This window comes from Streptomyces sp. GDS52, from assembly GCF_052246875.1.
Taxonomy (GTDB): Bacteria; Actinomycetota; Actinomycetes; order Streptomycetales; family Streptomycetaceae; genus Streptomyces; species Streptomyces cathayae.
Genome location: NZ_CM125966.1, coordinates 6001215 through 6026966 on the forward strand (window position 1 = coordinate 6001215; position 25752 = coordinate 6026966).

Annotated in this window: 25 protein-coding genes; 18 read left to right on the forward strand and 7 right to left on the reverse strand. The window is 72.2% G+C overall.

What is annotated here, in order from left to right:
- Window positions 1-468: 468 nt before the first annotated feature.
- From ACTWJ9_RS27395 to ACTWJ9_RS27415, 5 genes are all read left to right on the forward strand, one after another.
- Window positions 469-2097, forward strand: a complete 1629-nt coding sequence (locus tag ACTWJ9_RS27395; protein WP_443294887.1) for a sensor histidine kinase — start codon at window positions 469-471, stop codon at window positions 2095-2097.
- On the forward strand, window positions 2094-2501 hold the full coding sequence (locus ACTWJ9_RS27400) for a roadblock/LC7 domain-containing protein (RefSeq protein WP_202279050.1): 408 nt from the start codon (window positions 2094-2096) through the stop codon (window positions 2499-2501). The genes ACTWJ9_RS27395 and ACTWJ9_RS27400 overlap by 4 nt, the downstream gene beginning before the upstream one ends.
- The gene (locus ACTWJ9_RS27405) at window positions 2498-2902 is read left to right on the forward strand and encodes a DUF742 domain-containing protein (RefSeq protein ID WP_279336940.1); all 405 of its coding nucleotides are present in this window, start codon (window positions 2498-2500) and stop codon (window positions 2900-2902) included. The genes ACTWJ9_RS27400 and ACTWJ9_RS27405 overlap by 4 nt, the downstream gene beginning before the upstream one ends.
- Window positions 2883-3503 carry a GTP-binding protein gene (locus ACTWJ9_RS27410; protein WP_279336941.1) on the forward strand — a complete coding sequence of 207 codons (621 nt, stop codon included), beginning with the start codon at window positions 2883-2885 and terminating at the stop codon, window positions 3501-3503. Before ACTWJ9_RS27405 ends, ACTWJ9_RS27410 begins: the two co-directional genes overlap by 20 nt.
- A gap of 92 nt (window positions 3504-3595) precedes the next feature.
- A complete protein-coding gene (locus tag ACTWJ9_RS27415) occupies window positions 3596-5161 on the forward strand; it encodes a cytochrome P450 (protein ID WP_443294888.1) in 1566 nt (521 codons plus the stop codon).
- A 208-nt stretch (window positions 5162-5369) separates the two neighbouring features.
- Here ACTWJ9_RS27415 and ACTWJ9_RS27420 read toward each other — a convergent pair whose 3' ends face one another.
- From ACTWJ9_RS27420 to ACTWJ9_RS27435, 4 genes are all read right to left on the reverse strand, one after another.
- Window positions 5370-6323 carry an RluA family pseudouridine synthase gene (locus ACTWJ9_RS27420; RefSeq protein ID WP_387039180.1) on the reverse strand — a complete coding sequence of 318 codons (954 nt, stop codon included), beginning with the start codon at window positions 6321-6323 and terminating at the stop codon, window positions 5370-5372.
- Window positions 6324-6342: 19 nt separating this feature from the next.
- On the reverse strand, window positions 6343-6630 hold the full coding sequence (locus tag ACTWJ9_RS27425; RefSeq protein WP_387039182.1) for a hypothetical protein: 288 nt from the start codon (window positions 6628-6630) through the stop codon (window positions 6343-6345).
- A 159-nt stretch (window positions 6631-6789) separates the two neighbouring features.
- Window positions 6790-7644 carry a siderophore-interacting protein gene (locus tag ACTWJ9_RS27430; RefSeq protein ID WP_387039184.1) on the reverse strand — a complete coding sequence of 285 codons (855 nt, stop codon included), beginning with the start codon at window positions 7642-7644 and terminating at the stop codon, window positions 6790-6792.
- Window positions 7645-7739: 95 nt separating this feature from the next.
- Complete coding sequence (locus ACTWJ9_RS27435) at window positions 7740-8669, reverse strand: 5'-3' exonuclease (protein ID WP_279338114.1); 930 nt, start codon at window positions 8667-8669, stop codon at window positions 7740-7742.
- Window positions 8670-8900: 231 nt separating this feature from the next.
- On the opposite strand from ACTWJ9_RS27435, the gene ACTWJ9_RS27440 reads away from it, so the two are divergent.
- The 6 genes from ACTWJ9_RS27440 to ACTWJ9_RS27465 all read left to right on the forward strand — a co-directional run bounded on the left by ACTWJ9_RS27440 (window position 8901) and on the right by ACTWJ9_RS27465 (window position 16430).
- Window positions 8901-9989 (forward strand): quaternary amine ABC transporter ATP-binding protein, encoded by a 1089-nt coding sequence (locus ACTWJ9_RS27440; protein WP_279336946.1) that lies wholly within the window; start codon window positions 8901-8903, stop codon window positions 9987-9989.
- Window positions 9982-12603 (forward strand): ABC transporter permease/substrate binding protein, encoded by a 2622-nt coding sequence (locus tag ACTWJ9_RS27445; RefSeq protein WP_279336947.1) that lies wholly within the window; start codon window positions 9982-9984, stop codon window positions 12601-12603. The genes ACTWJ9_RS27440 and ACTWJ9_RS27445 overlap by 8 nt, the downstream gene beginning before the upstream one ends.
- 380 nt (window positions 12604-12983) lie before the next feature.
- On the forward strand, window positions 12984-13553 hold the full coding sequence (locus ACTWJ9_RS27450; RefSeq protein ID WP_279336949.1) for a helix-turn-helix domain-containing protein: 570 nt from the start codon (window positions 12984-12986) through the stop codon (window positions 13551-13553).
- A complete protein-coding gene (locus tag ACTWJ9_RS27455) occupies window positions 13550-14278 on the forward strand; it encodes a helical backbone metal receptor (RefSeq protein ID WP_279336950.1) in 729 nt (242 codons plus the stop codon). The genes ACTWJ9_RS27450 and ACTWJ9_RS27455 overlap by 4 nt, the downstream gene beginning before the upstream one ends.
- Before the next feature lie 30 nt (window positions 14279-14308).
- Complete coding sequence (locus ACTWJ9_RS27460; RefSeq protein ID WP_279336951.1) at window positions 14309-15247, forward strand: LysR family transcriptional regulator; 939 nt, start codon at window positions 14309-14311, stop codon at window positions 15245-15247.
- A gap of 280 nt (window positions 15248-15527) precedes the next feature.
- Window positions 15528-16430 (forward strand): DUF2510 domain-containing protein, encoded by a 903-nt coding sequence (locus tag ACTWJ9_RS27465; protein ID WP_279338115.1) that lies wholly within the window; start codon window positions 15528-15530, stop codon window positions 16428-16430.
- Between the two features lie 37 nt (window positions 16431-16467).
- Here the strand turns inward: ACTWJ9_RS27465 and ACTWJ9_RS27470 are convergent, their stop codons facing one another.
- Window positions 16468-17670, reverse strand: coding sequence for an amino acid deaminase/aldolase (locus ACTWJ9_RS27470; protein WP_279336952.1), 1203 nt, complete (start codon window positions 17668-17670; stop codon window positions 16468-16470).
- Between the two features lie 266 nt (window positions 17671-17936).
- On the opposite strand from ACTWJ9_RS27470, the gene ACTWJ9_RS27475 reads away from it, so the two are divergent.
- Window positions 17937-19535, forward strand: a complete 1599-nt coding sequence (locus ACTWJ9_RS27475; protein ID WP_443294890.1) for a hypothetical protein — start codon at window positions 17937-17939, stop codon at window positions 19533-19535.
- Entirely contained in the window at window positions 19532-20707 is a 1176-nt protein-coding gene (gene mycP, locus ACTWJ9_RS27480) for a type VII secretion-associated serine protease mycosin (RefSeq protein ID WP_279336954.1), read from the forward strand. The genes ACTWJ9_RS27475 and mycP overlap by 4 nt, the downstream gene beginning before the upstream one ends.
- Window positions 20708-20777: 70 nt before the next feature.
- On the opposite strand, the gene ACTWJ9_RS27485 is transcribed toward mycP, so the two are convergent.
- Window positions 20778-21593, reverse strand: coding sequence for a serine hydrolase (locus ACTWJ9_RS27485; protein WP_443294891.1), 816 nt, complete (start codon window positions 21591-21593; stop codon window positions 20778-20780).
- Window positions 21594-21662: 69 nt separating this feature from the next.
- Between ACTWJ9_RS27485 and ACTWJ9_RS27490 the strand changes: the two genes are divergently transcribed.
- Window positions 21663-22394 carry an SseB family protein gene (locus ACTWJ9_RS27490; protein ID WP_279336955.1) on the forward strand — a complete coding sequence of 244 codons (732 nt, stop codon included), beginning with the start codon at window positions 21663-21665 and terminating at the stop codon, window positions 22392-22394.
- A 14-nt stretch (window positions 22395-22408) separates the two neighbouring features.
- Here the strand turns inward: ACTWJ9_RS27490 and ACTWJ9_RS27495 are convergent, their stop codons facing one another.
- Window positions 22409-22786 (reverse strand): DUF1844 domain-containing protein, encoded by a 378-nt coding sequence (locus ACTWJ9_RS27495; RefSeq protein WP_279336956.1) that lies wholly within the window; start codon window positions 22784-22786, stop codon window positions 22409-22411.
- A gap of 407 nt (window positions 22787-23193) precedes the next feature.
- Here ACTWJ9_RS27495 and infC point away from each other — a divergent pair, with 407 nt between their 5' ends.
- From infC to ACTWJ9_RS27515, 4 genes are all read left to right on the forward strand, one after another.
- Window positions 23194-23883 (forward strand): translation initiation factor IF-3, encoded by a 690-nt coding sequence (infC, locus tag ACTWJ9_RS27500; RefSeq protein WP_279338117.1) that lies wholly within the window; start codon window positions 23194-23196, stop codon window positions 23881-23883.
- A gap of 110 nt (window positions 23884-23993) precedes the next feature.
- Window positions 23994-24188 carry a 50S ribosomal protein L35 gene (gene rpmI / locus ACTWJ9_RS27505; protein WP_109380440.1) on the forward strand — a complete coding sequence of 65 codons (195 nt, stop codon included), beginning with the start codon at window positions 23994-23996 and terminating at the stop codon, window positions 24186-24188.
- 101 nt (window positions 24189-24289) lie between these two features.
- Window positions 24290-24673, forward strand: coding sequence for a 50S ribosomal protein L20 (rplT, locus tag ACTWJ9_RS27510; protein ID WP_065002829.1), 384 nt, complete (start codon window positions 24290-24292; stop codon window positions 24671-24673).
- A gap of 97 nt (window positions 24674-24770) precedes the next feature.
- On the forward strand, window positions 24771-25661 hold the full coding sequence (locus ACTWJ9_RS27515; RefSeq protein ID WP_388707211.1) for a TrmH family RNA methyltransferase: 891 nt from the start codon (window positions 24771-24773) through the stop codon (window positions 25659-25661).
- Window positions 25662-25752: the final 91 nt, after the last annotated feature.

A 25752-nucleotide genomic window follows, 5' to 3' on the forward strand; every position in this document is an offset into this window, starting at 1 on the left:
CGCCGTGAAGCCCGGCGCGCTCCGTGCGCGCCGGGCTTCTGCGTCCGGTGCGCCCCTGCCGGGAGCATGACGCGGTGGTTCCATGGGCAGAATCGGGACCCGCACGGCCCCGGGCGCCCCGCCCCTTCTTCGCGGTCCTCGGGTTCCTCGCGCCACCGCGCGGCGCGCACGCCCTTCACCCTTCACGGTGAGTGAATATCGCACGTCCGTACGTGATAACGCAGGGTGTTCGACCGGAATCGCAGCGTGTAAATGGGCTCCAGAGTACTCCTGCCCCAGCGGCCGTTTCCGGCACTTGCTGAATATGACACGGCGATGATCCGGTCGGACTAAGCTCGCCCGCAGCGCACCGAGTTGGGATGGATTCGTGCGTTTGTTCCCCGTTGTGTGGATGTCTTCCGCGGTTTCCTGATCCAGCACATCTCGTATGTCCCCCCGACCGCCAGCCGATTCGTTCCAGAGGCCTACATGGTGAGTGTCCAATCCCCGCCCGTTCGCCGTGAACTTCCCTATGCGCGCGTGCTGTTGCTCCCCGCCGTACTGATGGCCGCGGCAACCGGAGCCGCCGTCGCCCTGGTGACGGAGCCCGCCCGGATCGCCGTCGGCGTGTGCGGTGCCGTCGCCACCCTGCTGGTGACCGCCGCCGCGGCCGAGGCGGTACGCCGCGGCCGTCTCCTGCGGGACGAGCGTGCCGGGCACGATCGTCACCGTGCGTATCTGGAGGCGCGGATCGCCGCCCACGACACGGAGACGCTGCACTTCACGGACGCCGTCGTGCCCGAGGCCCTGGACTTCCTGCACCGCGGAAACACCCCCAGGGAGGTGCTCCTCCACCTCAAGGAGGTCAACCCGGCCTGGCGTGATCTGCCCCGGTACCAGATCGAACTCCTCAAGACGATGCTGAAGATCATCGACGACGAGGAAGCGCTGCGCGACTCCTCCCAGCGCTCCTTCGTCAGCATCGCCCGCCGCGTCCAGGCGATCGTCCATCAGCAGGCCAAGGAACTGAGGGAGATGGAGGAGGACCACGGCCGCAACCCCGAGGTCTTCGACGACCTGCTCCGCATCGACCACGGCACCGCGATGATCGGCCGCCTCGCCGACTCCATCTCCGTACTCGGCGGCGGCCGTCCCGGACGCCAGTGGCCCCAGCCGGTCGCCCTCTACAGCGTGCTGCGCGGCGCCATGTCCCGCATCCTCGAGTACCGCCGCATCGACCTGAAGTCCATCGCCAAGGTCAACATCAAGGGCATCTCCGTCGAGCCCGTCATCCACGCCGTCGCCGAACTCCTCGACAACGCCACGCGGTACTCGCCGCCCCACACCAAGGTCCACGTCACCGCCATCGAGGTGCAGACCGGCGTCGCCATCGAGATCGAGGACGCCGGAGTCAGCCTCGACGAGCAGGCCCGGACCCGGATCGAGACCAAACTGGAGCAGGCCAAGGCCGGTGTCGACCTCCAGGACCTCGGGGTCAGCCCGCGCCTGGGCCTCGCCGTCATCGGCCGGCTCTGCTCCGGCTACGACATGCAGGTCTCACTGCGGGCCTCCGCCTACGGCGGCGTCCGCGCCGTCCTCGTCGTGCCGAGCGACATGATGACCACCGAACCCGGCGTCGGCCTCGCCCACGGCATCGGGGCGACCGCGGTGCCCCTGCAGATCGACGCGCTCCCGGGCCCCCAGCGCGCTCCCAAGAAGCGCCGCCCCACCAGCCCGACCGTCCCCACCACCGTCTCCATGGAGGACGAGGTCCCCGTGGTCACCGAGTGGACCGCGGGCGGCCTGCCGCAGCGCCGCAGCCGGGTGAAGACCCCGCTGTCCCAGCGGTACGCCGAACGGGCCGCCGCCGAACGGGCCGAACGGGAGGCCGCCGAACGGGGCGAGACCGTGCAGTCCCCCTGGGCGACGCCCGAGCCCGCGAAGCCGAAGGACGACCGCGAACCCGGGCTGTGGGTCGACGCGTTCTGGGACGGACTGAAGAAGGACCTCGAACCCGGCGTCCACCCCACCGACTTCACCCGGAACCCGACCGCGTACCTGCATCTGATCAACGAACCGGCCCGTACCGAGGCCGACGACGAGGGGGACCTGAAGTGATCCAGCAACGCGCCAACTTCGACTGGATGCTCAAGGAGCTCGCCGACGGCGTACCCGGCGTCGAGATGATCGTGGTCCTCTCGGCGGACGGCCTGCGCATCGCCCGCTACGGCGGCGAGCCGGACGCCGCCGACCGGGTCGCCGCGGCCTGCGCCGGCGTGCAGAGCCTCGCCGGCGCCGTTGCCGGGGAACTCCCGCGCAGCGACGGCGAGATGAAGATGGTGATCATCGAGATCAACGGCGGCTACTTCTATCTGATGGCCGCCGGCGCCAACGCCTACCTCGCGGTGCTCTCCGACATGACCTGCGAACCCGGGCGGATGGGGGCCATGATGCGCGACCTCGTCGTCCGCATCGGCGCCCACCTCACCAGTCCGCCCCGCCGGAACGGGCAGACCGTATGACGCCTCCACAACGCCAGAGGCACGCCCCCGGGGAGAGCCCCCCTCCGGAACCGGCCCAGGCCAAGGAAGGCGAGCTGCCCAACCCGGAACGGCTGTACGTCGTCGCCGGGGCGGACGGGAACCGCGCGGACCTCGACCTCGTCACGCTGATCGTGGCGCGGGTCGAGGACCCGCCGCCCTCCGCCACACCCGAGCAGGCGGCACTGCTCCGGCTCTGTGCCGCCCCCCTGTCCGTGGCCGAGCTCTCGGCCTACCTCAGCCTGCCGTTCAGCGTGGTGACCGTGCTGCTCACCGAGATGCTGACGGCGGAACTGGTGCAGGAACGCGCCCCGATCGCCCGTCAGGCGCTTCCCGACCGTTCCCTTCTCGAAGCGGTGATGCATGGACTTCAAAGGCTCTGAGACCATCCCGGGCCCACGGACCGAGGATCAGCTGCCGCACACGGCCGAGGCCGCGGCGAAGATCGTCATCGTGGGCGGGTTCGGGGTCGGCAAGACGACCATGGTCGGGTCGGTCAGCGAGATCAAGCCGCTGACCACCGAGGAGACCATGACCCAGGCCGGCGTCGGAGTCGACGACAACTTCGGTTCCGCGACCAAGACGGCCACCACGGTGGCCATGGACTTCGGGCGCATCAAGATCAGCGACCAGCTGGTGCTCTACCTCTTCGGCACCCCGGGCCAGGAGCGGTTCTGGTTCCTGTGGAACGGGCTGTTCGAGGGGGCGCTCGGCGCGGTGGTGCTGGTCGACACGCGGCGCCTCGAAGTCAGCTTCGACGTCATGGGACGGCTGGAGGAACGCGGGGTGCCGTTCGTCGTCGCCGTCAACTCCTTCCCGGGGGCGCCCCGTTACCCGCTGAAGGACCTGCGTACGGCGCTCGATCTGTCCGAGGACGTTCCCATCATGGAGTGCGATGTGCGACGCCGGGCCTCCAGCCGGGACGTCCTGATGACGCTGATGCGGTTCCTGCACTCGCTCGCCATGACGAGGTCGCTCGCCTGACCCCGCCGTCCGGCCCGCCCCGTCGCGCCGTGTGCCCCGAACCGCCTCGTCCCCCCGCCCTCTGCTCTTCCTCCCTTTCCGGAGCGACCACTGTGACGCCTGAATCCCACTCCCCGGCCGGAACGGACGCCCCCCGGCTCGGCCCGCCCCCCGGCTGCCCCGCGCACGGCATGGGTCCCGGAGGGCTGCCCCGGCTGCACGAGTCGGCGGACCTGAAGAAGCTGTACGAGGAACTCCGCGCCGAACACGGCCCCGTGGCCCCGGCGCTGCTCCACGACGACGTGCCCGTGTGGGTGGTCCTCGGTCACGCCGAGAACCTGCACATGGTGCGCACCCCCGCGCAGTACACCAAGGACAGCCGTATCTGGTCCCCGCTCCGGGACGGCCTGGTCAAACCCGACCACCCGCTGATGCCGCACATCGCCTGGCAGCCGATGTGCGCCCACGCCGAGGGCGACGAACACAAGCGGCTGCGCGGCGTGATCGACTTCGCCGTGTCGACCATCGATTTCCGCAGTCTGCGCCGACACATCAACCGCTGCACCCAGCGTCTCGTCAACCGGTTCTGCGAAGTGGGCGAGGCCGAGGTCGTCAGCCAGTTCGCCGAGCACCTGCCGATGGCCGTGATGTGCCACGTCCTGGGCATGCCCGACGAGTACAACGACCGGATGGTCGAGGCGGCCCGTGACATGCTCAGGGGCACCGAGACCGCCATCGCCAGCAACGAGTACATCATGGGCGCCTTGAGCCGGCTCACCGCGCGCCGCAGGGCGGAGCAGCGGGAGGACTTCGCCAGTCATCTCGTCACCCACCCGGCCGGGCTGACCGACGACGAGGTCAGGGAGCACCTGCGGGTGGTGCTCATCGCCGCCTACGAGTCGACGGCCAACCTCCTCGCCAACGTGCTGCGCACGGTGCTGGTCGACCCGCGCTTCCGCGCCCAGCTCAACGGCGGGCAGATGACGGTGCCGGAGGCGGTCGAGCAACTGCTGTGGGACGAACCGCCGTTCAGCACCATCTTCGCCTACTTCGCCAAGCAGGAGACGGAACTCGGCGGCCAGCGCATCCGCAAGGGCGACGGTCTGCTGTTCGCTCCCGCCCCGGCCAACGTGGACCCGCGGGTACGCCCGGACCCCGCCGCCCACATGCAGGGCAACCGCTCCCACCTGGCCTTCGGCGGCGGCCCGCACGAGTGCCCCGGACAGGACATCGGGCGCGCCATCGCCGAGATCGGCGTCGACGCGCTGCTGATGCGGCTGCCCGACCTCGAACTCGACGTCGACGACGAGGACCTGCGCCACGCCGAGTCCATCGCCTCCCGGCATCTCATCGAGCTGCCCGTCCAGTTCATGCCCAGGCCGCCCCAGGAGGTGACCCAGCAGCCGAACCACGACCACCGGCCGTCCCCACGGCCCGACTGGCACATCGGCGCCCCCGAGCCGGAGCGGCAGGCCACGCCGTCGCCCGCCGTCCGCCCCGAGCCGGACGTCCGCCCCGAGCCGTTCGGGCACCACGACGTTCCCGCGCCGCGGTCCCCGGCCCCGCCACAGCCCGCCGGGCCGGTGGCGGAACCGGCGACGACCGCGACCGCGGCCGCCGAACCCGCCCGCCCGGCCGGCGCCTGGCACCGCTTCCTGCGGTGGTGGGGCGGTGACTGAACACGTGCCTGGTGCTCCACTCTGAAGGGCGGGGCACCGGACATCCTCGCCGAGCGGCCCGTAGAGACGCGGTGTCACTGCTGATGTCGCCCCTGTGGAGGTCTTGTAAGACCATCTCCGGGTGGCAAGGGCCTGTGAAGCAGGAACCCGAGGGAGTGCCGCGTGGCGGTGCTGACCGCAATCGCCTGCGTTCAGGCAGGCGAGGGCGTCAACGACCGGCTGCCCACTGCTCGTACGAGGTCCAGGCCGCGAGCGTCCGGCGACTGTGCAGCCGGTGCTCCACGCCCGTCACCGGATCGGTGAACTCCAGCGTCCGTGCCAGCAGTTGCAGCGGGCGCCGGAAATCACCGGCCGGGACGGGCGCGGTCACCTCGGGGTACAGCGGGTCGCCGAGGATCGGCACGCCCAGAGCGCTCATGTGCACCCGCAGCTGATGGGTCTGCCCGGTACCGGGCACCAGCCGGTACCGGGCCGGTCCGTCCGCCCGGTGGCCCAGGAGCTCGACCCGGCTCAGCGCGTTCGGCTCCCCCTCGACCTCGCGGGCGGTCAGCACCCCGCGCTCCTTCACGATCCGGCTGCGCACGGTCCGGGGCAGGGCGAGCGCGGGATCGTGCGGGGCGACGGCCTCGTACTCCTTGTGCACCCGCCGGTCCCGGAACAGCGTCTGGTACGCGCCGCGCTCCTCGGGCCGCACGGTGAACAGCACCAGCCCCGCGGTGAGCCGGTCGAGGCGGTGCGCGGCACCCAGCAGGGGGATGCCGAGCTCGCGGCGCAGCCGCGCCAGCGCGGTCTCGGAGACATGGCTGCCACGCGGTGTGGTGGCCAGGAAGTGGGGCTTGTCGGCGACGACGACGTGCTCGTCCCGGTACACGATCTCCAGCGGGAAGGGCACCGGCACCTCGGCGGGCAGCTCCCGGTGGAACCACACGTACAGCCCCGGCGCGTACGGGGTGTCCGCCGGTACGGGCCGCCCGTCCGCCCCCACGATCAGCCCCGCGTCGAACATGCCGTCGACGGCCCCGGAGCCGATCGGGAGCCGGGTCACCAGATGCTCCCGCACGGTGGCCCCCGGCCCCGCCGCGGGCAGCCTCAGCCGCACCGGGTCCACACCGTCGCGCTGCGGCAGCGGGGAGGGCGGAAGGATCCGGCGTCTGCGTCTCACGAGGGCCAAGGTTACGGCCCTACATGTCCGCCCCGCCCTGCTCCTCGTGCCGTACCGCCTGCTTGACCTCGGCCTCGACCACGTGGCGTGGCTTTCCCTCGGCCCGCGCGAATTCGCTCACCGCCAGCTGGACGTCCCGGGCGAGGTCGCGCCAGGCCCGCCAGGCGGTCTCCCAGGTGCTGGTCTGCTGCCCGCTCCACCTGGTCTGGGTGGGCGGCCCGTAGGTCTCCTGCAGATGGCGTACGCGGACATGCGCCTCGTCCGCCGCGCGCTGCTTGGCCACAAGTTCTTCGAAGGTGTCTGCCACGCGCCCGGATCCTCGGCCAGCGCCCCGGCCCGGTCGGCCTCGCCACGCCGCCCGCCGCGGCACGGGTTCCAGGGTTCACCCGACCGGCGCCGCCACGCACGGCGCCCGTTCCGGCCGGGCGGACCGGACGCCGCCGGTCCGGGTTCCCAGTGCGGAGGGTCAGGAGGCCGCCGCCTGCTGCGGTGTCTGCTCCTGCTCCGCCTCGACCCGGGTGTTCCACTCCTGCTTCGAGGCCTGCCAGCCGTCCTCGTTGTGCCCGAGCCGCCAGTAGCCGGAGATCGAGAGGTCCTCGCGCGGGATCTGCCGCTCGATCCGCAGCAGACGGCGCAGTTCCTTGACGAAGTGCGCCTCGCCGTGGACGAAGGCCTGCACCCGGCCCTCGGGGAACTCCAGGTCCCGCACGGCCTCCACCAGCGCCTCGCCGACCGGGCGGTCCCCGCGGTGCAGCCAGGTGACCGCCACCTCGGAGTCGATCTTCTGCTCCTCCTGGGGGCCGTCGATCTCCACGAAGACATGTGCTCTGGCCCCGCTCGGCATCGCCTCGAGCGACCGGGCGATCGCGGGCAGCGCGCTCTCGTCGCCCGCCAGCAGATGCCAGTCGGCGGCCGGGTCGGGAGCGTAGACGCCGCCGGGTCCGATGAGGAACACGGTCTCGCCCGGCAGGACCCGCAGGGCCCACGGGCCGGCCAGCCCCTCGTCCCCGTGGATCACGAAGTCCAGGGTCAGCTCACGCTGCTCGGCGTCCCAGTGGCGCACGGTGTAGGTCCGGGTCACCGGCCACTGGTCGCGCGGGAACTCCTCACGGATCCGCTTCATGTCGAACGGCTCCGGGTAGGTGACGCCCTCGGCCGGGAACAGCAGCTTCACGTAGTGGTCGGTGGCCGTGTCCGCCGAGAAGTCGGCCAGACCGTCACCGCCCAGCACCACGCGCCGCATGTGCGGGGTCAGCTGCTCGGTGCGGATCACCTGCCCGGAGTGCGGCTTGCGCGGCTGGCGTCCCGGTCGCTCTGCCATGGAGGCTCCCTGTTGCTTGGTTAGGTTTACCTAACCTAACACCTTTGTCCAGGGAATTCCTCCTGCCCGCGGGCCGCCGCCCCCGGTGCGGCCCCCTACCGCCCGAGGGTCGTCAGCAGCCGCTCCAGGGACCCGCCCAGGCCCCAGCGGGCCGCCAGTGCCCGTACGGCCTCCGGGTCGCGAGGCGCCCGCGGCAGCGCCGTGTCGACGTCCGGGAGCGGCACGTCGTCCGCGACCCGGACGACCTTGGGCGCGACCGCCAGGTAGGGCAGCGCCTCGGTGAGGCGCTTGCGCTGGGTCGGGGTGAGCCGGGCCCCCGGATCGTCCACCGCCGCCAGGATCCCGGCCAGGTCGCCGAACTCGGCCAGCAGCTTGGCCGCCGTCTTCTCGCCGACGCCCGGCACGCCGGGCAGGCCGTCGCTCGGGTCGCCGCGCAGCAGCGCCAGATCCGCGTACCCCGCCCCGCCGACCCCGTACTTCTCGCGCAGTACGGCCTCGTCGGTGGCCTGGAGCGTGCCGACGCCCTTCAGCGGATACAGCACCCGCACCCCCCGCGCGTCGTCCACCAGCTGGTACAGGTCGCGGTCGCCGGTGACGATGTCGACCGGACCGCGCGCCCGCGTGGTGAACGTGCCGATGACGTCGTCCGCCTCGTACTCGGCGACCCCCACGCGCGCGATGCCGATGGCGTCCAGGACGGCCTCGATGACCGGCACCTGCGGGGACAGGGTGTCGGGCACCTCCTCCTCGTCGGGGCCCGAGGGGCGTTCCTCGGCGACGCGGTGCGCCTTGTAGGAGGGGATCAGCTCCACCCGCCACTTCGGACGCCAGTCGGCGTCCATGCACGCCACCAGATCGGCCGGCCGGTGGTCCTTGACCAGGCGGTCGATGAAGTCGAGCAGTCCGCGCACGGCGTTCACCGGCGTGCCGTCCGGGGCTCTGACCGAGTCCGGGACGCCGAAGTAGGCGCGGAAGTAGAGGGAGGCGGTGTCGAGGAGCATGAGTCGTCCGGTCACGTTCCGCATCATGCCGTACGCCACCGACAGTGCCCCCGCGGCCGCGTGACGGTGAGCGCGGGATGCGCGACGCGTCGCGTCATGCGCTTCCCCTGTGAAACAGGACACACGTTTGTTCTGGCCGAAACAGGAAAGGCGCCGCCACGGAGCGATGCCGGTTGCAGGTTCAACTGTTCAGAACCGCGTGAGCCTACCGCCGGGCATCGCTCCTGCCCTTGCCGTCGAGACAACGAGGTACGCGTGTCAACCAGGCTAGAAGCCGAACATCTGTACAAGGTGTTCGGCAGGAGACCGGGACAGGCGGTCGAAAGACTGCGCAACGACGAGACCGACCGTGAGGAGTTGCGCGGCCAGGGGACCACGGCCGCCGTCATCGACGCCTCGTTCACCGTGGAGCCGGGCGAGATCTTCGTCGTCATGGGCCTGTCCGGATCCGGCAAGTCCACCCTGCTGCGCATGCTCAACGGCCTGTCGGAGCCGACCGCCGGACAGGTGCGCTTCGACGGCGAGGACCTCACCGCGCTGTCCGACCGGGAACTGCGCGACGTCCGTTCCAAGAAGATAAGCATGGTTTTCCAGCACTTCGCTCTGTTCCCGCACCGCAGCGTTCGCGAGAACGCCGCCTACGGACTGGAAGTGCAGGGCGTGCCCCGCGCCGAGCGCGAACGCCGCGCCGACGAGGCGCTCGCCCTGTGTGGCCTGGCCGGCTGGGAGAAGTCCTGGCCCGACGAGCTGTCCGGCGGTATGCAGCAGCGGGTGGGTCTGGCCCGCGCGCTCGCCACCGACGCCGACCTGCTGCTGATGGACGAGTCCTTCAGCGCGCTCGACCCGCTGATCCGCCGCGACATGCAGGACCAGCTGGTGGAGCTGCAGAAGAAACTGAAGAAGACGATCGTCTTCATCACCCACGACCTCAACGAGGCCATGCGCCTGGGCGACCGCATCGCGGTGATGCGTGACGGACGCATCGTGCAGATCGGCACCGCGCAGGACATCCTGATCCGTCCCGCCAACGACTACGTCGCCTCCTTCACCCAGGACGTCGACCGCTCCCGGGTGCTGACCGCCGGTGCCGTGATGGACCGGGAGGTGCGCGGCGACGAGGCCGACTGCGACTGCGAGACCGCGACGCCCCGGACGCCGTTCACCGAACTGTGCGCGATCAGCGCCCGCGCGGCGCACCCCGTGGCGGTCCTCGACGGCGAGGGCGCGGTCGTCGGGATCGTGCCCCGGCAGCGGCTCGTGGGCTTCATCGGCGACGAGGAGGCCGCCCCCGGTACCTGCGACTCCCAGCGGGGCAAGGGCGAGAAGGTGATGGCCCGTGCCTAGGATTCCGCTCGGCGAATGGGTCAACGGCGGCGTCGACTGGCTGCTCGACAACGTGACCTGGCTGTTCGACTTCTTCAAGGCCGTCTTCACCGGCGCCTACGACGGTGTCAACGCCGTCCTGCAGGCACCCGAACCGCTGATCCTCTGCGGCATCTTCGCGTTGATCGCCTTCTGGCTGCGCGGCGCCCTCGCCGGTGTCCTCACCTTCCTGGGATTCGCCTTCCTCGACTCCATGGAGCTGTGGGCGGACTCGATGGTCACGCTGGCGCTGGTCATCGTCGCCACCGTCATCGCGCTGGTCGTCGCGGTGCCCGTGGGCATCTGGGCGGCACGCTCGGACCGGGTCAGCGCCGTCGTGCGGCCGGTCCTGGACTTCATGCAGACGCTGCCCGCGATGATCTACCTGATCCCGGCGATCCTCTTCTTCGGGACCGGCCCCGCCCCCGGCATCGTCGCCACCCTGATCTTCGCGCTCGCCCCCGGCGTGCGCATGACCGAGCTGGGCATCCGCCAGGTCGACAAGGACCTCGTGGAGGCGGCCGAGGCCTTCGGCACCACGCCCCGCAACACCCTGCTGCGGGTCCAGCTGCCGCTGGCGCTGCCCACCGTGATGGCGGGCGTCAACCAGGTGATCATGCTCGGGCTCTCCATGGCCGCGATCGCCGGCATGGTCGGCACCGGCGGCCTGGGCGGCGCGGTCATCGAGGCCATCGGCCAGCTCAACATCGGTCTGGGCGCAGAGTCCGGCCTCGCCATCGTCATCCTGGCGATCTACCTCGACCGCATGACCAGTGCCCTGGGCACCCAGGTGTCCCCGCTCGGCCGTCGCGCCGCCGCCAAGGCCCGTGCCGCGCAGGGACTCACGATCTGGTCCTACCGGCCGCGTCCGCAGGTCGCCGTGATCGGCGTCGTCGTCCTCGCCCTGGTGGCCGGCGGCATGAGCATCTTCGGCGGCACCACCGGTGACACGGACACCACCGCCGACGGCAAGAACGTCGGCAAGGGCGAGAAGATCTCCATCGGTTACATCCCCTGGGACGAGGGCGTCGCCTCCACCTTCCTGTGGAAGGAGGTCCTGGAGCAGCGGGGCTTCGAGGTCGAGGCCACGCAGTTCGACGCCGGCCCGCTCTACACCGCGCTCGCGCAGGGCAACATCGACTTCCAGACGGACTCGTGGCTGCCCACCACCCACGCCGAGTACTGGAAGAAGTACGGCGACCGGCTCGAGGACCTCGGCTCCTGGTACGACGAGACGTCACTCGAACTCGCCGTGCCCGCCTACATGGAGGACTTCGACTCCCTCGAGGACCTCAAGGGCGAGGCCGGCACCTTCGACGGGAAGATCACCGGCATCGAGTCCAGCGCCGGAATGATGGGCCTGCTGAAGGACAAGGTCGTCAAGGAGTACGGCCTGGACAAGGAGTACAAGGTCGTCGACAGCTCCACGCCGGCGATGCTGGCCGAGCTCAAGCGCGCCTACAGCAAGAAGGAACCGATCGTCGTCACGCTCTGGTCCCCGCACTGGGCGTACAGCGACTTCGACCTGAAGAAGCTGAAGGACCCCAAGGGCACCTGGGGCGAGGGCGACGGCGTGCACTCCCTGGCCCGCAAGGACTTCACCGCCGACCACCCCACCGTCGGCAAGTGGCTGAAGGACTTCTCGATGACCGAGGAGGAACTCACCAGCCTGGAGGCCGAGATCAACAGGGCCGGCAAGGGCAAGCAGCAGAACGCCGTCCGCGCCTGGCTGAAGGACAACCCGGGCGTCGTCGACAAGCTCGCGCCCGTGCAGTCGTCCGGCTCCGGTGACACTCCCGCCGAGGCGAAGCGTCCGCTGGACGTGGCCTGGTTCCCCTGGGAGGAGGACGTCGCGATCACCTACCTGTGGAAGAACGTCCTGGAAAAGCGCGGCTACACGCTGAAGCTGAAGCAGATGGACGTCGGGCCGGTCTACACGGGCCTCTCCACCGGTGATCTCGACCTCAACTTCGACGCCTGGCTGCCGCACTCCCAGAAGAACTTCTACGAGCCGAACAAGGACAGACTCACCGACCTCGGTACCTGGTACGAACCGGTCTCGCTGGAGGTCTCCGTCCCCTCGTACGTCAAGGACGTCACGTCGCTCGAGGACCTCAAGGGCAAGGCCGACCTGTTCGACGGGCGGATCGTCGGCATCGAGCCGGGCACCGGCCAGATGGACCTCCTCAAGAACAAGGTCCTGCCGGCCTACGGCCTGGACAAGGAGTACAAGGTCGTCGACGGCTCCTCGCCGGCGATGCTGGCCGAGCTCAAGCGGGCCTACAGCAAGAAGGAGCCCATCGCGGTCACCCTCTGGTCGCCGCACTGGTCGTACAGCGAGTACGAGCTGACCAAGCTGAAGGACCCCGAGGGCGCCTGGGGCGAGAGCAACACCATCCACACCATCGCGAGCAAGAAGTTCCCCGAGCAGTACCCCGAACTCACGAAGTGGATCAAGGGATTCACGATGAGCGAGGACGAACTCGGCACGCTCGAGAAGGAGATCAAGGACCGGGGCCAGGGCAAGGAGGAGGAAGCCGTCGCCGCCTGGCTGAAGGAACACCCGGACGTGCCGGAGCGCATGACCCCGCAGTGACGGCGACGCCGCCGCGGTGACCACCGCGGCGGCCGCCACCGGCCGCCCCTCGGACACGTCCGGGACACGGTGGGGATCCGGACCGTCACCCACCGCGAGACCCTTCCCGGACCTCGGGGCACCTCCCGGTGACCTCCCGCCCCACTTCGGGCGACAATGGCGGAAACACCTGGCACGCTGCGCACAGCGGACCGAACGGGCCGGCCACCGGCCGGCGTGAACCGGGGGCCGTGCACGCTCGCCCATGACGCCGACGTGACAGGCGTCCGAAACGGTGTGCCGAACATGCGTAGGGTGCAGACAGCTCAAAAGAAGGAGTGCGCCGGACAGCGGCGCACACACCGGGTACGGGACGACGGGCGAAGGAGGGAGCCGGAGCGATGGGCGACCACAAAGAGCAGCCTCTGCGGGTGGGCGCGGCCGTGCGGCGGCGACGCCGGGCGCTGGACCTCACCCTTGCCGTCGTGGCCGAGCGCAGCGGCTTGTCGGTCCCGTTCCTGAGCCAGATCGAGAACGAGCGCGCGCGCCCCAGCCAGAGCTCTCTGGAGAAGGTCGCCGACGCCCTGCGCACCACCGCGGTGGAACTGCTCGCCGCCGCCGACCCGGCGTGCAGCGTCGACGTCGTCCGCGCGGAGGACACCGAGCCGCCGCTCGAACCGCGCGTCCGGTCCCTGGTGCGCGGTCATCACCAGATGCACGCCTCCGAGTTCACCGGCGACCACGACGCCGGGCGCGAATTCCAGTTCCGCAACGACCAGTTGATGTACGTGGCGGACGGCGCCGTGGAGATCGAGGCGGAGGGCCGCGCCTACCGTCTCGGCCGTGGCGACACCCTGTACCTCACCGGAGGCGTCCGGCACCGGTGGCGGGCCACGGTCGCGGAGACCCGGCTGATCGTCGTCGCCGTCGCGGAGCACATCGAGGCGGTCCGGGACAAGCCGCGCCGATGAGTTCCCTGCGGATCGTCTCCCTCGTCCCGTCCCTGACCGAGGTCGTGGCGCTCTCCGCTCCCGGCGCCCTGGTCGGCGCCACCGACTGGTGCACCCACCCGGCCGATCTCGACGCCGTACGGATCGGCGGCACGAAGAACCCGGAGGTGGAGCGGATCGCCGCCCTCGCCCCCGACCTGGTGATCGCCAACGAGGAGGAGAACCGCCCGTCCGACCTCGCCGACCTGCGTGCGGCCGGCCTCGAGGTGCTGGTGACGGAGGTGCGGACACTGCCCCAGGCCTTCGGGGAACTGGCCAGGGTGCTCACGGCGTGCGGCGTGGACGCGCGCCCCCGGTGGCTGGACGACGCCGAAGCCGCCTGGGACGCCGTGGCGCCCCCGAAGACGCGCCGGACCGCGGTCGTGCCCGTCTGGCGGCGGCCCTGGATGGTGCTGGGCCAGGACACCTTCGCCGGCGACCTGCTGTCCCGCCTCGGCGTCGACCACCTGTACGCGGATCACCGGGAACGCTATCCCCGCGTCCCTCTGGACACTCTGCGCGCGGCGGCCCCCGACCTCGTCGTGCTGCCCGACGAGCCCTACCGCTTCACCGCCGACGACGGCCCGGACGCCTTCCCGGGAGTGCCGTGCGCGCTGGTCGGGGGCCGGTATCTCACCTGGTACGGGCCGTCGTTGGCGAAAGCCGCGACGGTGCTGCCCCGGCAACTGCGAGCAGCGCGCCGCTGACACCCCGTCGGCAGGGCATAAGCTGACCTTATGAGTGCGACGGACGACGGCCGTGCGGGATCCAGGTCCGTGACCGCCGGAAACCTGGCCCACCGGGTCCCGGACCTCGGGGCGCTGGAACTGCTGCTGGCGGTGGCACGGATCGGGAGCCTGGGCGGCGCGGCACGCGAACTGGGCATCACCCAGCCCGCGGCCAGCAGCCGGGTCCGGTCCATGGAGCGGCAGCTCGGCGTGGCCCTGGTGGACCGCTCGCCGCGGGGGTCGCGGCTGACCGACGCGGGCGCGCTGGTCACCGACTGGGCCCGGCGGATCGTGGAGGCGGCGGAAGCCTTCGACGCGGGGGCACAGGCACTGCGGGACCGCCGGGACTCACGGCTGCGGGTGGCGGCGAGCATGACGATCGCCGAGTACCTGCTTCCGGGCTGGCTGCTCGCGCTGCGTTCGCAGCGGCCGGACACGGCGGTGTCGCTGCTGGCGGGGAACTCCGCGTCGGTCGCGGAGCGGCTGCTGTCGGACGAGGCGGACGTGGGTTTCGTGGAGGGGGTGACGGTGCCGTCGGGCCTGGACTCCGCGGTGATCGCCCACGACCGGCTGATCGTGGTGACCGCACCGACGCACGCCTGGGCCCGCCGCCGTCGCCCGCTCGCCACCGAGGAGCTGGCGACCACCCCGCTGATCCTGCGCGAGAAGGGCTCCGGCACCCGGCAGGTCCTGGACACCGCCCTGGGCGGTCTGGCCCGCCCGCTGATCGAGCTGTCCTCCACGACCGCGGTGAAGGCCGCGGCGGTGAGCGGTGCCGGCCCGGCCGTCCTCAGCGAGCTGGCCGTCGGCGAGGAACTGGCGATGCGCCGTCTGACCCGCATCCCCGTACACGGCATCGCCCTGGCCCGCGACCTCCGCGCGGTCTGGCCGACCGGCCACCGCCCCACGGGCCCCGCCCGCGACCTGCTGACCCTGACCCGCGGCTGACGGCCGGGCACCTGCCCGCCGTACACCGGGGAGGCCGGGCCGAGGGGCGTGCTCCGGATGCCACTGCACGCCCAGCCACCGGTCGGCGGACGGCAGTCCGCTCGTCACCGCAGACGTATCCGATGCCGAGCAGCGGTCCGGCCACCATGCCGTGCTCCTCCGCGTCCGGAGCTCCTGCCGTCCACGCCACGGTTTCCTCGAGGACGGTGGAACCCCGGGGGCGCACGTCACACCGCACGAGGGGCCGCGACGGCCTTCGCCCTACAGTGCTCGGATGAGCATCACGCCCGCACCAGGCTGGTATCCCGACCCGCACGCCCCGCACCTGGAACGCTGGTGGGACGGCGCGGCCTGGACCGGGCACCGGCGTGCCCCCGACGCCCCCGGCGGGCCGGTGCCCCCGTCTCCCGGCGGCACCGGCCGTGCCCGGGCCGTCGCCCTCACCGCGGCGGCGGCCGTGCTCGTCACCGCGGTCGTCACCGGCGCGGTGCTGCTGGGTGACGACGGCACCGGCCCGGAGACCAGGACCGGCCCCACCGGCACGCTGTCCGCCCCCGCACCGGGCAGCGAGAGCCCCGCACCGCCCGCACCGGAGTCCGCGTCCGACGGCGACCCCACCGTCGTCGAGGACCAGCTCAACGGCGTCACCTTCCCGCTCCTCGACGGCTGGGTCCGGCCGCAGCACGTCAGCCGGCACGACGTCGTCATGACCACCCCCGGCACCCACGACTGCCCCGGCGAGGGCAGTGTCTGCCGCTCCGGCATGGTCGTCTCCCGCACGGTGACCGCGACCGACGAGACGTCCCCCGAACTGCTCGCCGAGGAGGACGTCTCCGAGGCGGCCGAGGACGCCTTCGAGGAGGACGCCCTCGACCAGAGCCCCTACGGCGGCATCGAGTCCCACGAGGTCGTCAAGTCCGGTCCGGTCGCGGTGGCGGGCCGTGCCGGATACCTCGTCCGCTGGCGCGTCACCACCGGCAAGGGGCCCGGCGGCCACGTGCAGTCGATGGTCTTCCCGTCCAGCGTCGGCACCGAGGCGCCGATCGTGGTCCGCTACGTCTTCGAGAGCGGCGAGGGCGCCCCGCCCCTGTCCGACATGGACCGCATCACCCGGGGCATCCGCGCGGTCGGCGACGCGGATCCGGGCGGCGGAGTGGGCAGCAGCGTCGGTACCCGCCCGTGACACGTTCCGTGCCCCGCGCCGGGCCGGGGCTCCGGTGTCAGAGGAACGTCATGCCCTCGCCGCGGTACGTCGGCACGGTCGCCGTCACCTCGCCGCCCTCGATCAGCCGCAGCGCGTCGAACCGCTCGCACAGCTCGCCCGCCTTGGCGTGCCGGAACCACACCTTGTCGCCGATCAGCAGGTCGTCGGCGGGCGGGCCCAGCAGCGGTGTCTGGACCTCGCCGGGTCCCTCCCGCGGGTCGTAGCGCAGCCCCTCGGGCAGCCAGGGCACCGGCAGCCGGTCGGCGCCGGCCGTGCCGGAGGCCGGGTAGCCGCCGCCGAGCACCGTCACCGCACCCACGCCCGGACGCCGTACGACGGGCAGGGCGAAGAGTGCCGCCGGACGCCCGGTGAACGACGTGTAGTTGTCGAACAGCCGCGGCACGTACAGCCCCGAACCCGCCGCGACCTCGGTGACCGCGTCCTCCTCGGCGGTGAACTGCACACTGCCCGTACCACCGCCGTTGACGAACTCCAGCCCGGGCGCGACCTCCCGTACCGCCCGCACCACCGCCGCACGCCGCCCGGCCAGTTCCCGCCGTGCGGCGGCCTGCATCAGCCGCACGGCCCGGGAGCGCAGCGGCTGCCCGGCCACCGCGTCACCGACGCCCGCGACATGGCCCTCGTACGCCATGATCCCCACCAGTTCGAACCCGGGGCGCCGGACCACCGCGCGTGCCGTCTCGGCGACCTGGGCGGGGGAGTGCAGCGGGGAACGCAGCGCCCCGACCCGCACCCGGCCGCCGAGCAGCTTCAGCGAGGTGTCCAACTCCAGGCAGACCCGTACCACTTCACCGCCGCCCGCGCGCGCGGCGTCGATCAGGTCCAGCTGCGCCGGATCGTCGACCATGACGGTGACGGCGGCGGCGGCCTTGGGATCGGCGGTCAACTCGGCGTAGCCCGCGCGGTCGGCGGAGGGATACGCGAGCAGGACGTCGTCGAAACCGGAGCGGGCCAGCCACAGGGACTCGGCGAGAGTGAACGACATGATCCCCGCGAAACCCTCCCGGGCGAGGACCCGTTCGAGCAGGGCGCGGCAGCGCACGGACTTGCTCGCCACCCGGACCGGTTTCCCACCGGCCCGGCGGAGCAGATCGTCCGCGTTGGCGTCGAAGGCGTCCAGATCCACGATCGCGAGCGGGGCGTCGAGATGGGCGGTGGCCTGGTCGTAACGGGCCCGGTCCAAGGCGCGCACAGTCATGAACGAAGCCTGCCAGACAGGATTACCGCAGGGTAGGGGGATGTTCCGGGCAGATGCCGCGGGCCTGCCGACTGGTTCCCGTTCGATCGGGATCACGCCGTAGAGTGACGCGCACGCCCGGCAGAATCACGCCGGACGAAGGCTCGTGCCGGGATGACGCTCCACCCGTACGGGTATCTCTGCCCGGGACGGCCTCGTACCGGGCCCGGCGGCGGAGACCGGCCCGCCGCGAGAAAACGGTCCGGGCACGACGAAACGGGGGGTGCATGAGTACGGAAGCGCAGCGCGCCTCCCGCCCTCCGCGCCCCACGACCCCTCCGCCACCGCCCACGCCGCCGCGCCCGACCCACCCGCCGGGCGGACCGGACGACACCCGGCAGCCGGAAACCGGCGCCGAGGAGACGCCCCCGGAAGCACCCGCCGGAGGACCGGCGAACGACACCGCGCCGGCCCGGCCCAAGGGCAGGACCGCGGGCGGAACGGGCGCGTTCGACATACGCCGGCCGACGGCACCGTCGCCCGCCGCTTCCTCGCCCTTCGGCCCTCCGCGTTCCGGCCCTCCGCGTTCCGGCCCCTCGTCTTCCGACTCCGCGCCGCCCCGGCCCCGGTTCCCGCGCTTCGACACCGGCGGACCGACAGCCGGTGCGCCCGGCCCGGACGGCACACCGCCGCCCCCGCCGCAGGCCTCCGCCCGCTTCCCGGACACGCCGCCGGCCGTCGGCCGGGGGACACCGTCCGCGGGCACCGCCCCGAGCGGCTCGACCGCCGTGCCGCGGCACCCCGCGCCCCGCCCCGCCGTCCGGCACCGGGACACCCCCGCCGAAACCCCGTCGGAGACGACCACCCGCCTGCGCCCGATAGCCGCATCCGCGCCCGCACCCGCCGAACCGGCCCCCCGCACGGTCGCCCCGCCCCGGTCGGCCATGCCGCCGCCCCGCCCGGCACCGGACGACGCCTGGACCCCGGCCCCACGGTCGGGCTCCCCCGACCCCACGCTCTCCTGGAGCGGTCCCATGACACCCGGCGGCGCCTTCGGCCCCCGCCGGCCCGCCGTGTCGCCCGGGCGGCCCGAGGGGTACGACGAGCAGGCCCGGCCACGGCTCCTCGGACAGCGGAACCGGTCCCAGATCGTGGCCGCCGCGGTCTGCCTCGTCCTCGGGGCAGGACTGATAGGCGGCGCGGTCACCGGGAGCTGGCTCGCCGGGGACTCCGGTGAGACGGGTGCCCCCAGCGGCTTCACCGCCGCCAAAAGCCTGTGGCACAGCGTCCCGGTCGACCAGTTGTTCCCGCCCACCGTGCAGGGCAAGGGCGCCGGCCCCGGCGACGCCGACCGGCTCTGGACCCGGATAGCCGTGGCCCCGGACAGCGGCTGCGAGGACGCCTTCGACCCCCTGCTGCGCAAGCTGTTCGCCCCCCTCGGCTGCGAACGCCTGCTGCGCGCCACCTACACCGACGCCACCCAGAGCCACGTCACCACCGTCGGCCTGCTGTTCACCGAGGCCGACGCCGCCGGCACGGCCGCCCTCGCCGACCGTGTCGCCAAGGAACGCCTGGACCGCCGCACCGACCTGGTACCCCTCCCGTATCCCGCGAAGGGCACCGCCGCCGCCGACTTCGGCGCCGGGCAGCGTGCCTCCTGGGCGATCTCCGTCCTCACCGACGCCCCCGTCGTCGTCTACGCCGTCTCCGGCTGGGCCGACGGCCGTGCCGTCGAGACCCCGCAGCCCGCCCAGGACGCCATGGAGTCCGGCGCCACCAGCGCCCCCGCCCAGGCGGGCCTCGGCCACGAGGCACGGGGCCTGGCCGACCGCGTCGAACGCGGCCTGCGCAAGAACGTCGGCACGACCACGGAGCAGCCGTCATGAGGACCGCGACCGCCAGGGCCGCGACCCTGAGCACCCTCCTCGCCGCCACCCTCGCCCTGCTCCCCGTCACCGCCGCGCACGCCGACGGCATCCGCGCCCGGCAGTGGAGCCTGGACGCCCTGCACACCCAGGAGGCCTGGCGCACCACCCAGGGCGACGGCGTCGTCGTCGCCGTCCTGGACACCGGGGTCGACGCCGACCACCCCGACCTCGCCGGCAACGTCCTCGAGGGCAAGGACCTGGTCGGCTTCGGCGCCGAATCCGGCGACCGCGCCTGGGCCCGGCACGGCACCGCCATGGCGGGCATCGTCGCCGGTCACGGACACGGCCCCGGGAACGCCGAGGGTGTCCTGGGTATCGCGCCCGGAGCGAAGATCCTCCCCGTCCGGGTGATCCTGGAGGACGGTGACCCGTCCCGCGCCGAGGCCCGCCGCACCCGCGGCAACGCCCTCGCCGAGGGCATCCGCTGGGCCGCCGACCACGGCGCCGACGTCATCAACCTCTCCCTGGGCGACGACTCGGCCTCCGCGCACCCCGAGTCCGGCGAGGACGAGGCCATCCAGTACGCCCTCCGCAAAGGCGTGGCCGTCGTCGCCTCCGCCGGGAACGGCGGGGAGAAGGGCGACCGCGTCTCCTACCCGGCCGCCTACCCCGGCGTCATCGCCGTCACCGCCGTCGACCGCTACGGCACCCGCGCCCCGTTCTCCACCCGGCGCTGGTACGCCACGGTCAGCGCCCCGGGCGTCGACGTGATCATCGCCGACCCCGACCGCAAGTACTACGAGGGCTGGGGAACCAGCGCCGCCGCGGCGTTCGTCTCCGGCGCCGTCGCCCTGGTCAGGGCGGCCCACCCGGACCTGACCCCGGCCCAGCTCAAGAGCCTGCTGGAGGACACCGCCCGCAACGCCCCCGCCGACGGCCGCGACGACTCCCGCGGCTTCGGCTTCGTCGACCCGGCCGCCGCCATCGAGGCCGCGGCCCGGCTGAAGCCCGAGGGCCTGAAACCGGTGGCCCACGGCGACAAGCACTTCGGCCCCGGCCCCGAGACCGCCGAATCCGACGGCGACACCGCCGACTGGGCCGCACCCCTGGCGGGCGGCGCGGGCGGCGTCCTGCTGGTCGCCACGGTCGTCCTGTGGCGCGGCCGCCGCACGAGCCGAGAGGACGTCTAGACGTCCTCGGACGTGTCCGGGCCCGCCCGTACCCCCGGCTTCCCGAGGACCGAGGCGGCGTCGCCGGGCGTCAGCCGGCGCGGTGCGCGTCGTCCCCCGTGAACACCGACACCGCCGCCCGTGCCGCCGCCTCCACCAGCGCGACGCCCCGAGCCATCGTCGCGTTGCCGTCGGACAGCACGGCCACCAGCAGGTCCCGGACGCCGACCGTGACGCGTCCGACGCTGTTCACGGCCCACAGCCCGGTCGCGTCGCGCGGCACCCAGCCGTTCTTCACCGCCCACCCCGAGCCGTCCCCCGGACCCCTGTCCGCCAGGGAGCCGTCCGCCACGACCGGCACCCCCCACGCCTGGTCCGCGACCACCCCCGCCATCAGCCCCCGCACGTACGCCCGCGAGGCCCCGGTCAGCTCCGAGTCCGCCCTGGCCCCGAACACCTGCCGCAGCAGCAGGAGTTGATCGGCGACGGTGGTCCGGGTCAGCCCCCACCGGGGGCCGTCGCCGCCCGTGGTCCGGGTGAGTCCGAAGCGGGCGTTCGCCGCGTCGAGCCCGGCCGCCCGCCCGATCGAGCGCCACAGCGCCGACGCCGAGTGGTTGTCGCTGCGCTCGATCATCGCGGCGGCGTCCGCACGCTCCTCCCCGGTGAGCTCCCGTCCCGCGTCCTGCGCCCCGAGCAGCAGCGCCGCCAGAATGTCGACCTTCACGATGCTCGCGGTGACGAACGCCCGGTCACCGTGACAGACGCCGACCGCGGCAACCGGGTCCAGGACCCCCACCGACACCTCGGCGCCGTCCTCCCCGGTGAGCACCGACCCCGCCGTCATGGCGGCCGTCAGTCGCCTCCCCAGCCCGTCGGACCTCACCGGCACCTCCCGCGCCTTCCGCACCTTCTGTCCTCCCGCTTCTCGACCGCCCCGGTCCGAGCCCGCCACCGACGGCCGATAGGCTCGAGGACCGTGGCGAACAAGAACATTCCCGACCCGGCCTACAGCGACGACGACGGCTCCGCCGACCCCCGGCTGAGCGCGGCACTCGCCGCGTGGGCCGAGGACGGCAACGCCGTCACCCCGGTACTCGAAGCGCTCAAGGGCACCCGGCTGCTGGTCCCCGTGGTGGCCGTGCTCGGCGAGGTCGAGGAGGACGAGCGGGGGCTGCGCCGCGAGAAGACCAGCGACATGGCCGTCCCCACCCTGAAGGCGGGCCACCGCACCGCGCTGCCCGCGTTCACCTCCACCGACTCGCTCGCCCGCTGGGACCCGCAGGCCCGCCCCGTCGCCGTACCGCTGCACCAGGCCCTGCAGGCCGCCGCGCACGAGAAGGCCGACACGGTCGTACTGGACCTGGCCGGGCCCGTGCCCTTCGAGCTGACCGGGCCGCTGCTGCTCGCGCTCGCCGAGGGGCGTACGACGACCGACCCGCTGGCCGACCCCGCGGTCACCGAAGCCCTGCGCGCGGTCGTCGCCGCGGAGCCCGCCGTGCTGCGCGCCCACCTCGGGCCGGGGCAGGCCGACGGCACCCTCGCCCTGGTTCTCGACCCCGCCGCGCCCGTGGCCGAGGCGGCCAGGTCCGTGGCACGACGCCTCGCCGCCGACGAGACACTGAGGGCCCGCCTGGTGCGCGGCCTCGACCTGGCAGTACTGCCGGCCGAGGCGACGCCGCCGGGCGAGCCCTTCTACGTACGCCCCTGACGGGGCCGGACCTCTCAGACGTAGAGCGGGCCCGTGTACTTCTCGCCCGGGCCCTGCCCCGGCTCGTCCGGGACGAGCGAGGCCTCGCGGAACGCCAGCTGGAGCGACTTCAGGCCGTCACGCAGCGGCGCCGCGTGGAAGGAGCTGATCTCGGTCGCGGACGCGTCCAGGAGGCCGGCCAGCGCGTGCACCAGTTTGCGGGCCTCGTCCAGGTCCTTGTGCTGGTCGCCCTCCTCGGTCAGTCCGAGCTTCACCGCGGCGGCGCTCATCAGGTTGACGGCGACGGTCACGATCACCTCGACCGCCGGGACCTCGGCGATGTCCCGGGTCATGGCGTCGAAGTCGGGGCTGTCGGTGCTCTCGGGGGTGTCCGAGGGGGAGGTCTCACTCATGCCCCACACGATAGGGCCAGGTGCGTGTCCTCTTGACAGCAGGAGGCACAGCGGAGAAGTACGGGACGAACGGTTAGCGCACCCCTACGGAAGCTGCTAACCTTGTGTAACGACCGGTCGGACCCGTCTGCCCACGGCACGCGAGCCCGGCCCACAAGTGGAGGTTTTCGAACTCCCACCTGATCGTCCCTGAGGATGACAGGTCACCGGTCAGGCGGTGCCGTTCAGCGGCGATCCGCCCGAAAGTGCGCCCCGCGGTGACCGCGGCGGTGTTCCGGTAGTTCGAGGAGCCCCGCCTGTGATCGTCCGGGGCATTTTTGTTGCTTCGGCGCGGTTAGGTCTAACGAAATACAGACGTTACGCGGCTGTCCGCCAGACCGTCGTGTAGGTGCTATCGAGGAGGATCCATCAGCGCCGAGCCCCGCATCAACGACCGGATTCGCGTTCCCGAGGTGCGACTTGTCGGTCCCAGTGGCGAGCAGGTGGGCATCGTCCCGCTGGCCAAGGCACTGGAGCTTGCGCAGGAGTACGACCTGGACCTGGTCGAGGTCGCGGCGAACGCCCGCCCGCCCGTGTGCAAGCTCATGGACTACGGGAAGTTCAAGTACGAGTCGGCCATGAAGGCCCGTGAGGCGCGCAAGAACCAGGCGCACACGGTCATCAAGGAGATGAAGCTCCGGCCGAAGATCGACCCGCACGACTACGACACCAAGAAGGGTCACGTCGTCCGGTTCCTCAAGCAGGGCGACAAGGTCAAGATCACGATCATGTTCCGTGGTCGCGAGCAGTCCCGGCCCGAGCTGGGCTACCGACTGCTGCAGCGGCTCGCGGAGGACGTCCAGGACCTCGGGTTCATCGAGTCGAACCCGAAGCAGGACGGCCGGAACATGATCATGGTTCTCGGTCCGCACAAGAAGAAGACCGAGGCGATGGCCGAGGCCCGCCAGGCGCAGGAAGCCCGAAAGGCGGACGCGAAGGCCCACCCCGGCCGCTCGCAGAACGCCGCGGAGGGTGACCACGACGACCACGACGTGGAAACCCACGACGACCACGACGTGGAAACCGAAGCGCCGGCCCAGGCCGCCGCCGAGGCGTGATCCCAGGGGGCCCGCCCCTCAGGACATAACCGAAACAAGTACGACGCTCCACCGTGCCCGGTTTTCGTGACCGGGCATCGGAGCGCCACCGACGAGGAGATAACGGCGCTATGCCGAAGAACAAGACGCACAGCGGTGCCCGCAAGCGCTTCAAGGTCACCGGCTCCGGCAAGGTGCTCCGCGAGCGCGCCGGCAAGCGCCACCTGCTCGAGCACAAGTCGTCCCGTGTGACGCGTCGCCTCACCGGCAACGCCGAGATGGCCCCGGGCGACGCCAAGAAGATCAAGAAGCTTCTCGGCAAGTGACTCCACGGCGCCCAGGCGCCGTAGGCACGTCAGGACCGGGACCCAATCGATTTCGGGCCGTGTGAGTAACAACCGCGGCCCCGCTACAAGGAGTTAAACAAGTGGCACGCGTCAAGCGGGCAGTCAACGCCCACAAGAAGCGCCGGGCGATTCTCGAGCAGGCCTCCGGCTACCGCGGTCAGCGTTCGCGCCTGTACCGCAAGGCCAAGGAGCAGGTCACCCACTCGCTGGTCTACAACTACAACGACCGCAAGAAGCGCAAGGGTGACTTCCGCCAGCTGTGGATCCAGCGCATCAACGCCGCTGCCCGCGCGAACGGCATCACGTACAACCGCTTCATCCAGGGTCTGAAGGCCGCGAACGTCGAGGTCGACCGCAAGATCCTGGCCGAGCTGGCCGTGAACGACGCCACCGCCTTCGCCGCGCTCGTCGAGGTCGCGCAGAAGGCGCTGCCGTCCGACGTGAACGCGCCCAAGGCCGCGTGACGCCGCGCCGGCCCTGATCCGGCGTGACCCGACGGACCCGTAGGCGCTGCCTGCGGGTCCGTCGTCTGTGCGGAAGTTGCGAGCGAAAGTGAACCGAATGCCCCCCGCCACCCCCGAGTTGATCTCCTCCCGCTCGCCCCGCGTGTCCGCCGCGCGGCGGCTGGCCAAGCGGAACTTCCGGGGCAAGGAGCGGCTGTTCCTCGCCGAGGGGCCGCAGGCCGTACGAGAGGCCGCCGTGCACCGGGCCACGGCCGGCCGGGACGGCGTCCACCGGCCCACCGGCGCCGCCACGCTCGTCGAACTGTTCGCCACGCCGGAGGCCGCCGAGCGGTACGCCGACATCATCGGCGCCGCGCGGGACGCCGGCGCCCGCGTCCACCTCGCCCCCGAGCAGGTCATCGCCGACATCTCCACCACGGTCACCCCGCAGGGCCTCGTCGGGGTGTGCCACTTCCTGGACACCCCCTTCGAGGAGATCCTCGCCGCCCGGCCCCGGCTCGTCGCCGTCCTCGCGCACGTGCGCGACCCCGGCAACGCGGGCACCGTACTGCGGTGCGCCGACGCGGCCGGCGCCGAGGCCGTCGTCCTGACCGACGCCTCCGTCGACCTGTACAACCCCAAGGCCGTACGCGCCTCCGTCGGGTCGCTGTTCCACCTGCCCGTCGCCGTGGGCGTCCCCGTCGAGCGAGCCGTGGCCGCCCTCAGGGACACCGGGGTACGGGTGCTGGCGGCGGACGGCGCGGGCGACCGCGACCTCGACGACGAACTCGACCGGCGCACCATGGGCGGGCCGACCGCCTGGCTCTTCGGCAACGAGGCGTGGGGCCTCCCCGAGGAGACCCGCGCGCTCGCCGACGCCGTCGTCCGCGTCCCGATCCACGGAAAGGCCGAGAGTCTGAACCTCGCCACCGCCGCCGCCGTATGTCTCTACGCGTCGGCGCGTGCACAGCGCGCCGCCGGAGGGTGCCGCTCCGTCACCGAGAGCTAGTAGGGTGACCTGCCCGGGGACCCTTCCCCAAGCTTTCGGCCGTACCCCAGGCTCCCGGCTCCGCCCGGACCGGGGCACCCGCCGAAAGCGC

Coding starts and splice junctions, on each gene's coding strand:
- ACTWJ9_RS27515 (WP_388707211.1), top strand. CDS start 24,771: ATGCCCCCCGCCACCCCCGAGTTGATCTCCTCCCGCTCGCCCCGCGTG.
- mycP (WP_279336954.1), top strand. CDS start 19,532: ATGAGGACCGCGACCGCCAGGGCCGCGACCCTGAGCACCCTCCTCGCC.
- rpmI (WP_109380440.1), top strand. CDS start 23,994: ATGCCGAAGAACAAGACGCACAGCGGTGCCCGCAAGCGCTTCAAGGTC.
- ACTWJ9_RS27410 (WP_279336941.1), top strand. CDS start 2,883: ATGGACTTCAAAGGCTCTGAGACCATCCCGGGCCCACGGACCGAGGAT.
- ACTWJ9_RS27455 (WP_279336950.1), top strand. CDS start 13,550: ATGAGTTCCCTGCGGATCGTCTCCCTCGTCCCGTCCCTGACCGAGGTC.
- ACTWJ9_RS27435 (WP_279338114.1), bottom strand. CDS start 8,669: ATGCGGAACGTGACCGGACGACTCATGCTCCTCGACACCGCCTCCCTC.
- ACTWJ9_RS27450 (WP_279336949.1), top strand. CDS start 12,984: ATGGGCGACCACAAAGAGCAGCCTCTGCGGGTGGGCGCGGCCGTGCGG.
- ACTWJ9_RS27460 (WP_279336951.1), top strand. CDS start 14,309: ATGAGTGCGACGGACGACGGCCGTGCGGGATCCAGGTCCGTGACCGCC.
- ACTWJ9_RS27430 (WP_387039184.1), bottom strand. CDS start 7,644: ATGGCAGAGCGACCGGGACGCCAGCCGCGCAAGCCGCACTCCGGGCAG.
- ACTWJ9_RS27405 (WP_279336940.1), top strand. CDS start 2,498: ATGACGCCTCCACAACGCCAGAGGCACGCCCCCGGGGAGAGCCCCCCT.
- ACTWJ9_RS27470 (WP_279336952.1), bottom strand. CDS start 17,670: ATGACTGTGCGCGCCTTGGACCGGGCCCGTTACGACCAGGCCACCGCC.
- ACTWJ9_RS27495 (WP_279336956.1), bottom strand. CDS start 22,786: ATGAGTGAGACCTCCCCCTCGGACACCCCCGAGAGCACCGACAGCCCC.
- ACTWJ9_RS27395 (WP_443294887.1), top strand. CDS start 469: ATGGTGAGTGTCCAATCCCCGCCCGTTCGCCGTGAACTTCCCTATGCG.
- ACTWJ9_RS27475 (WP_443294890.1), top strand. CDS start 17,937: ATGAGTACGGAAGCGCAGCGCGCCTCCCGCCCTCCGCGCCCCACGACC.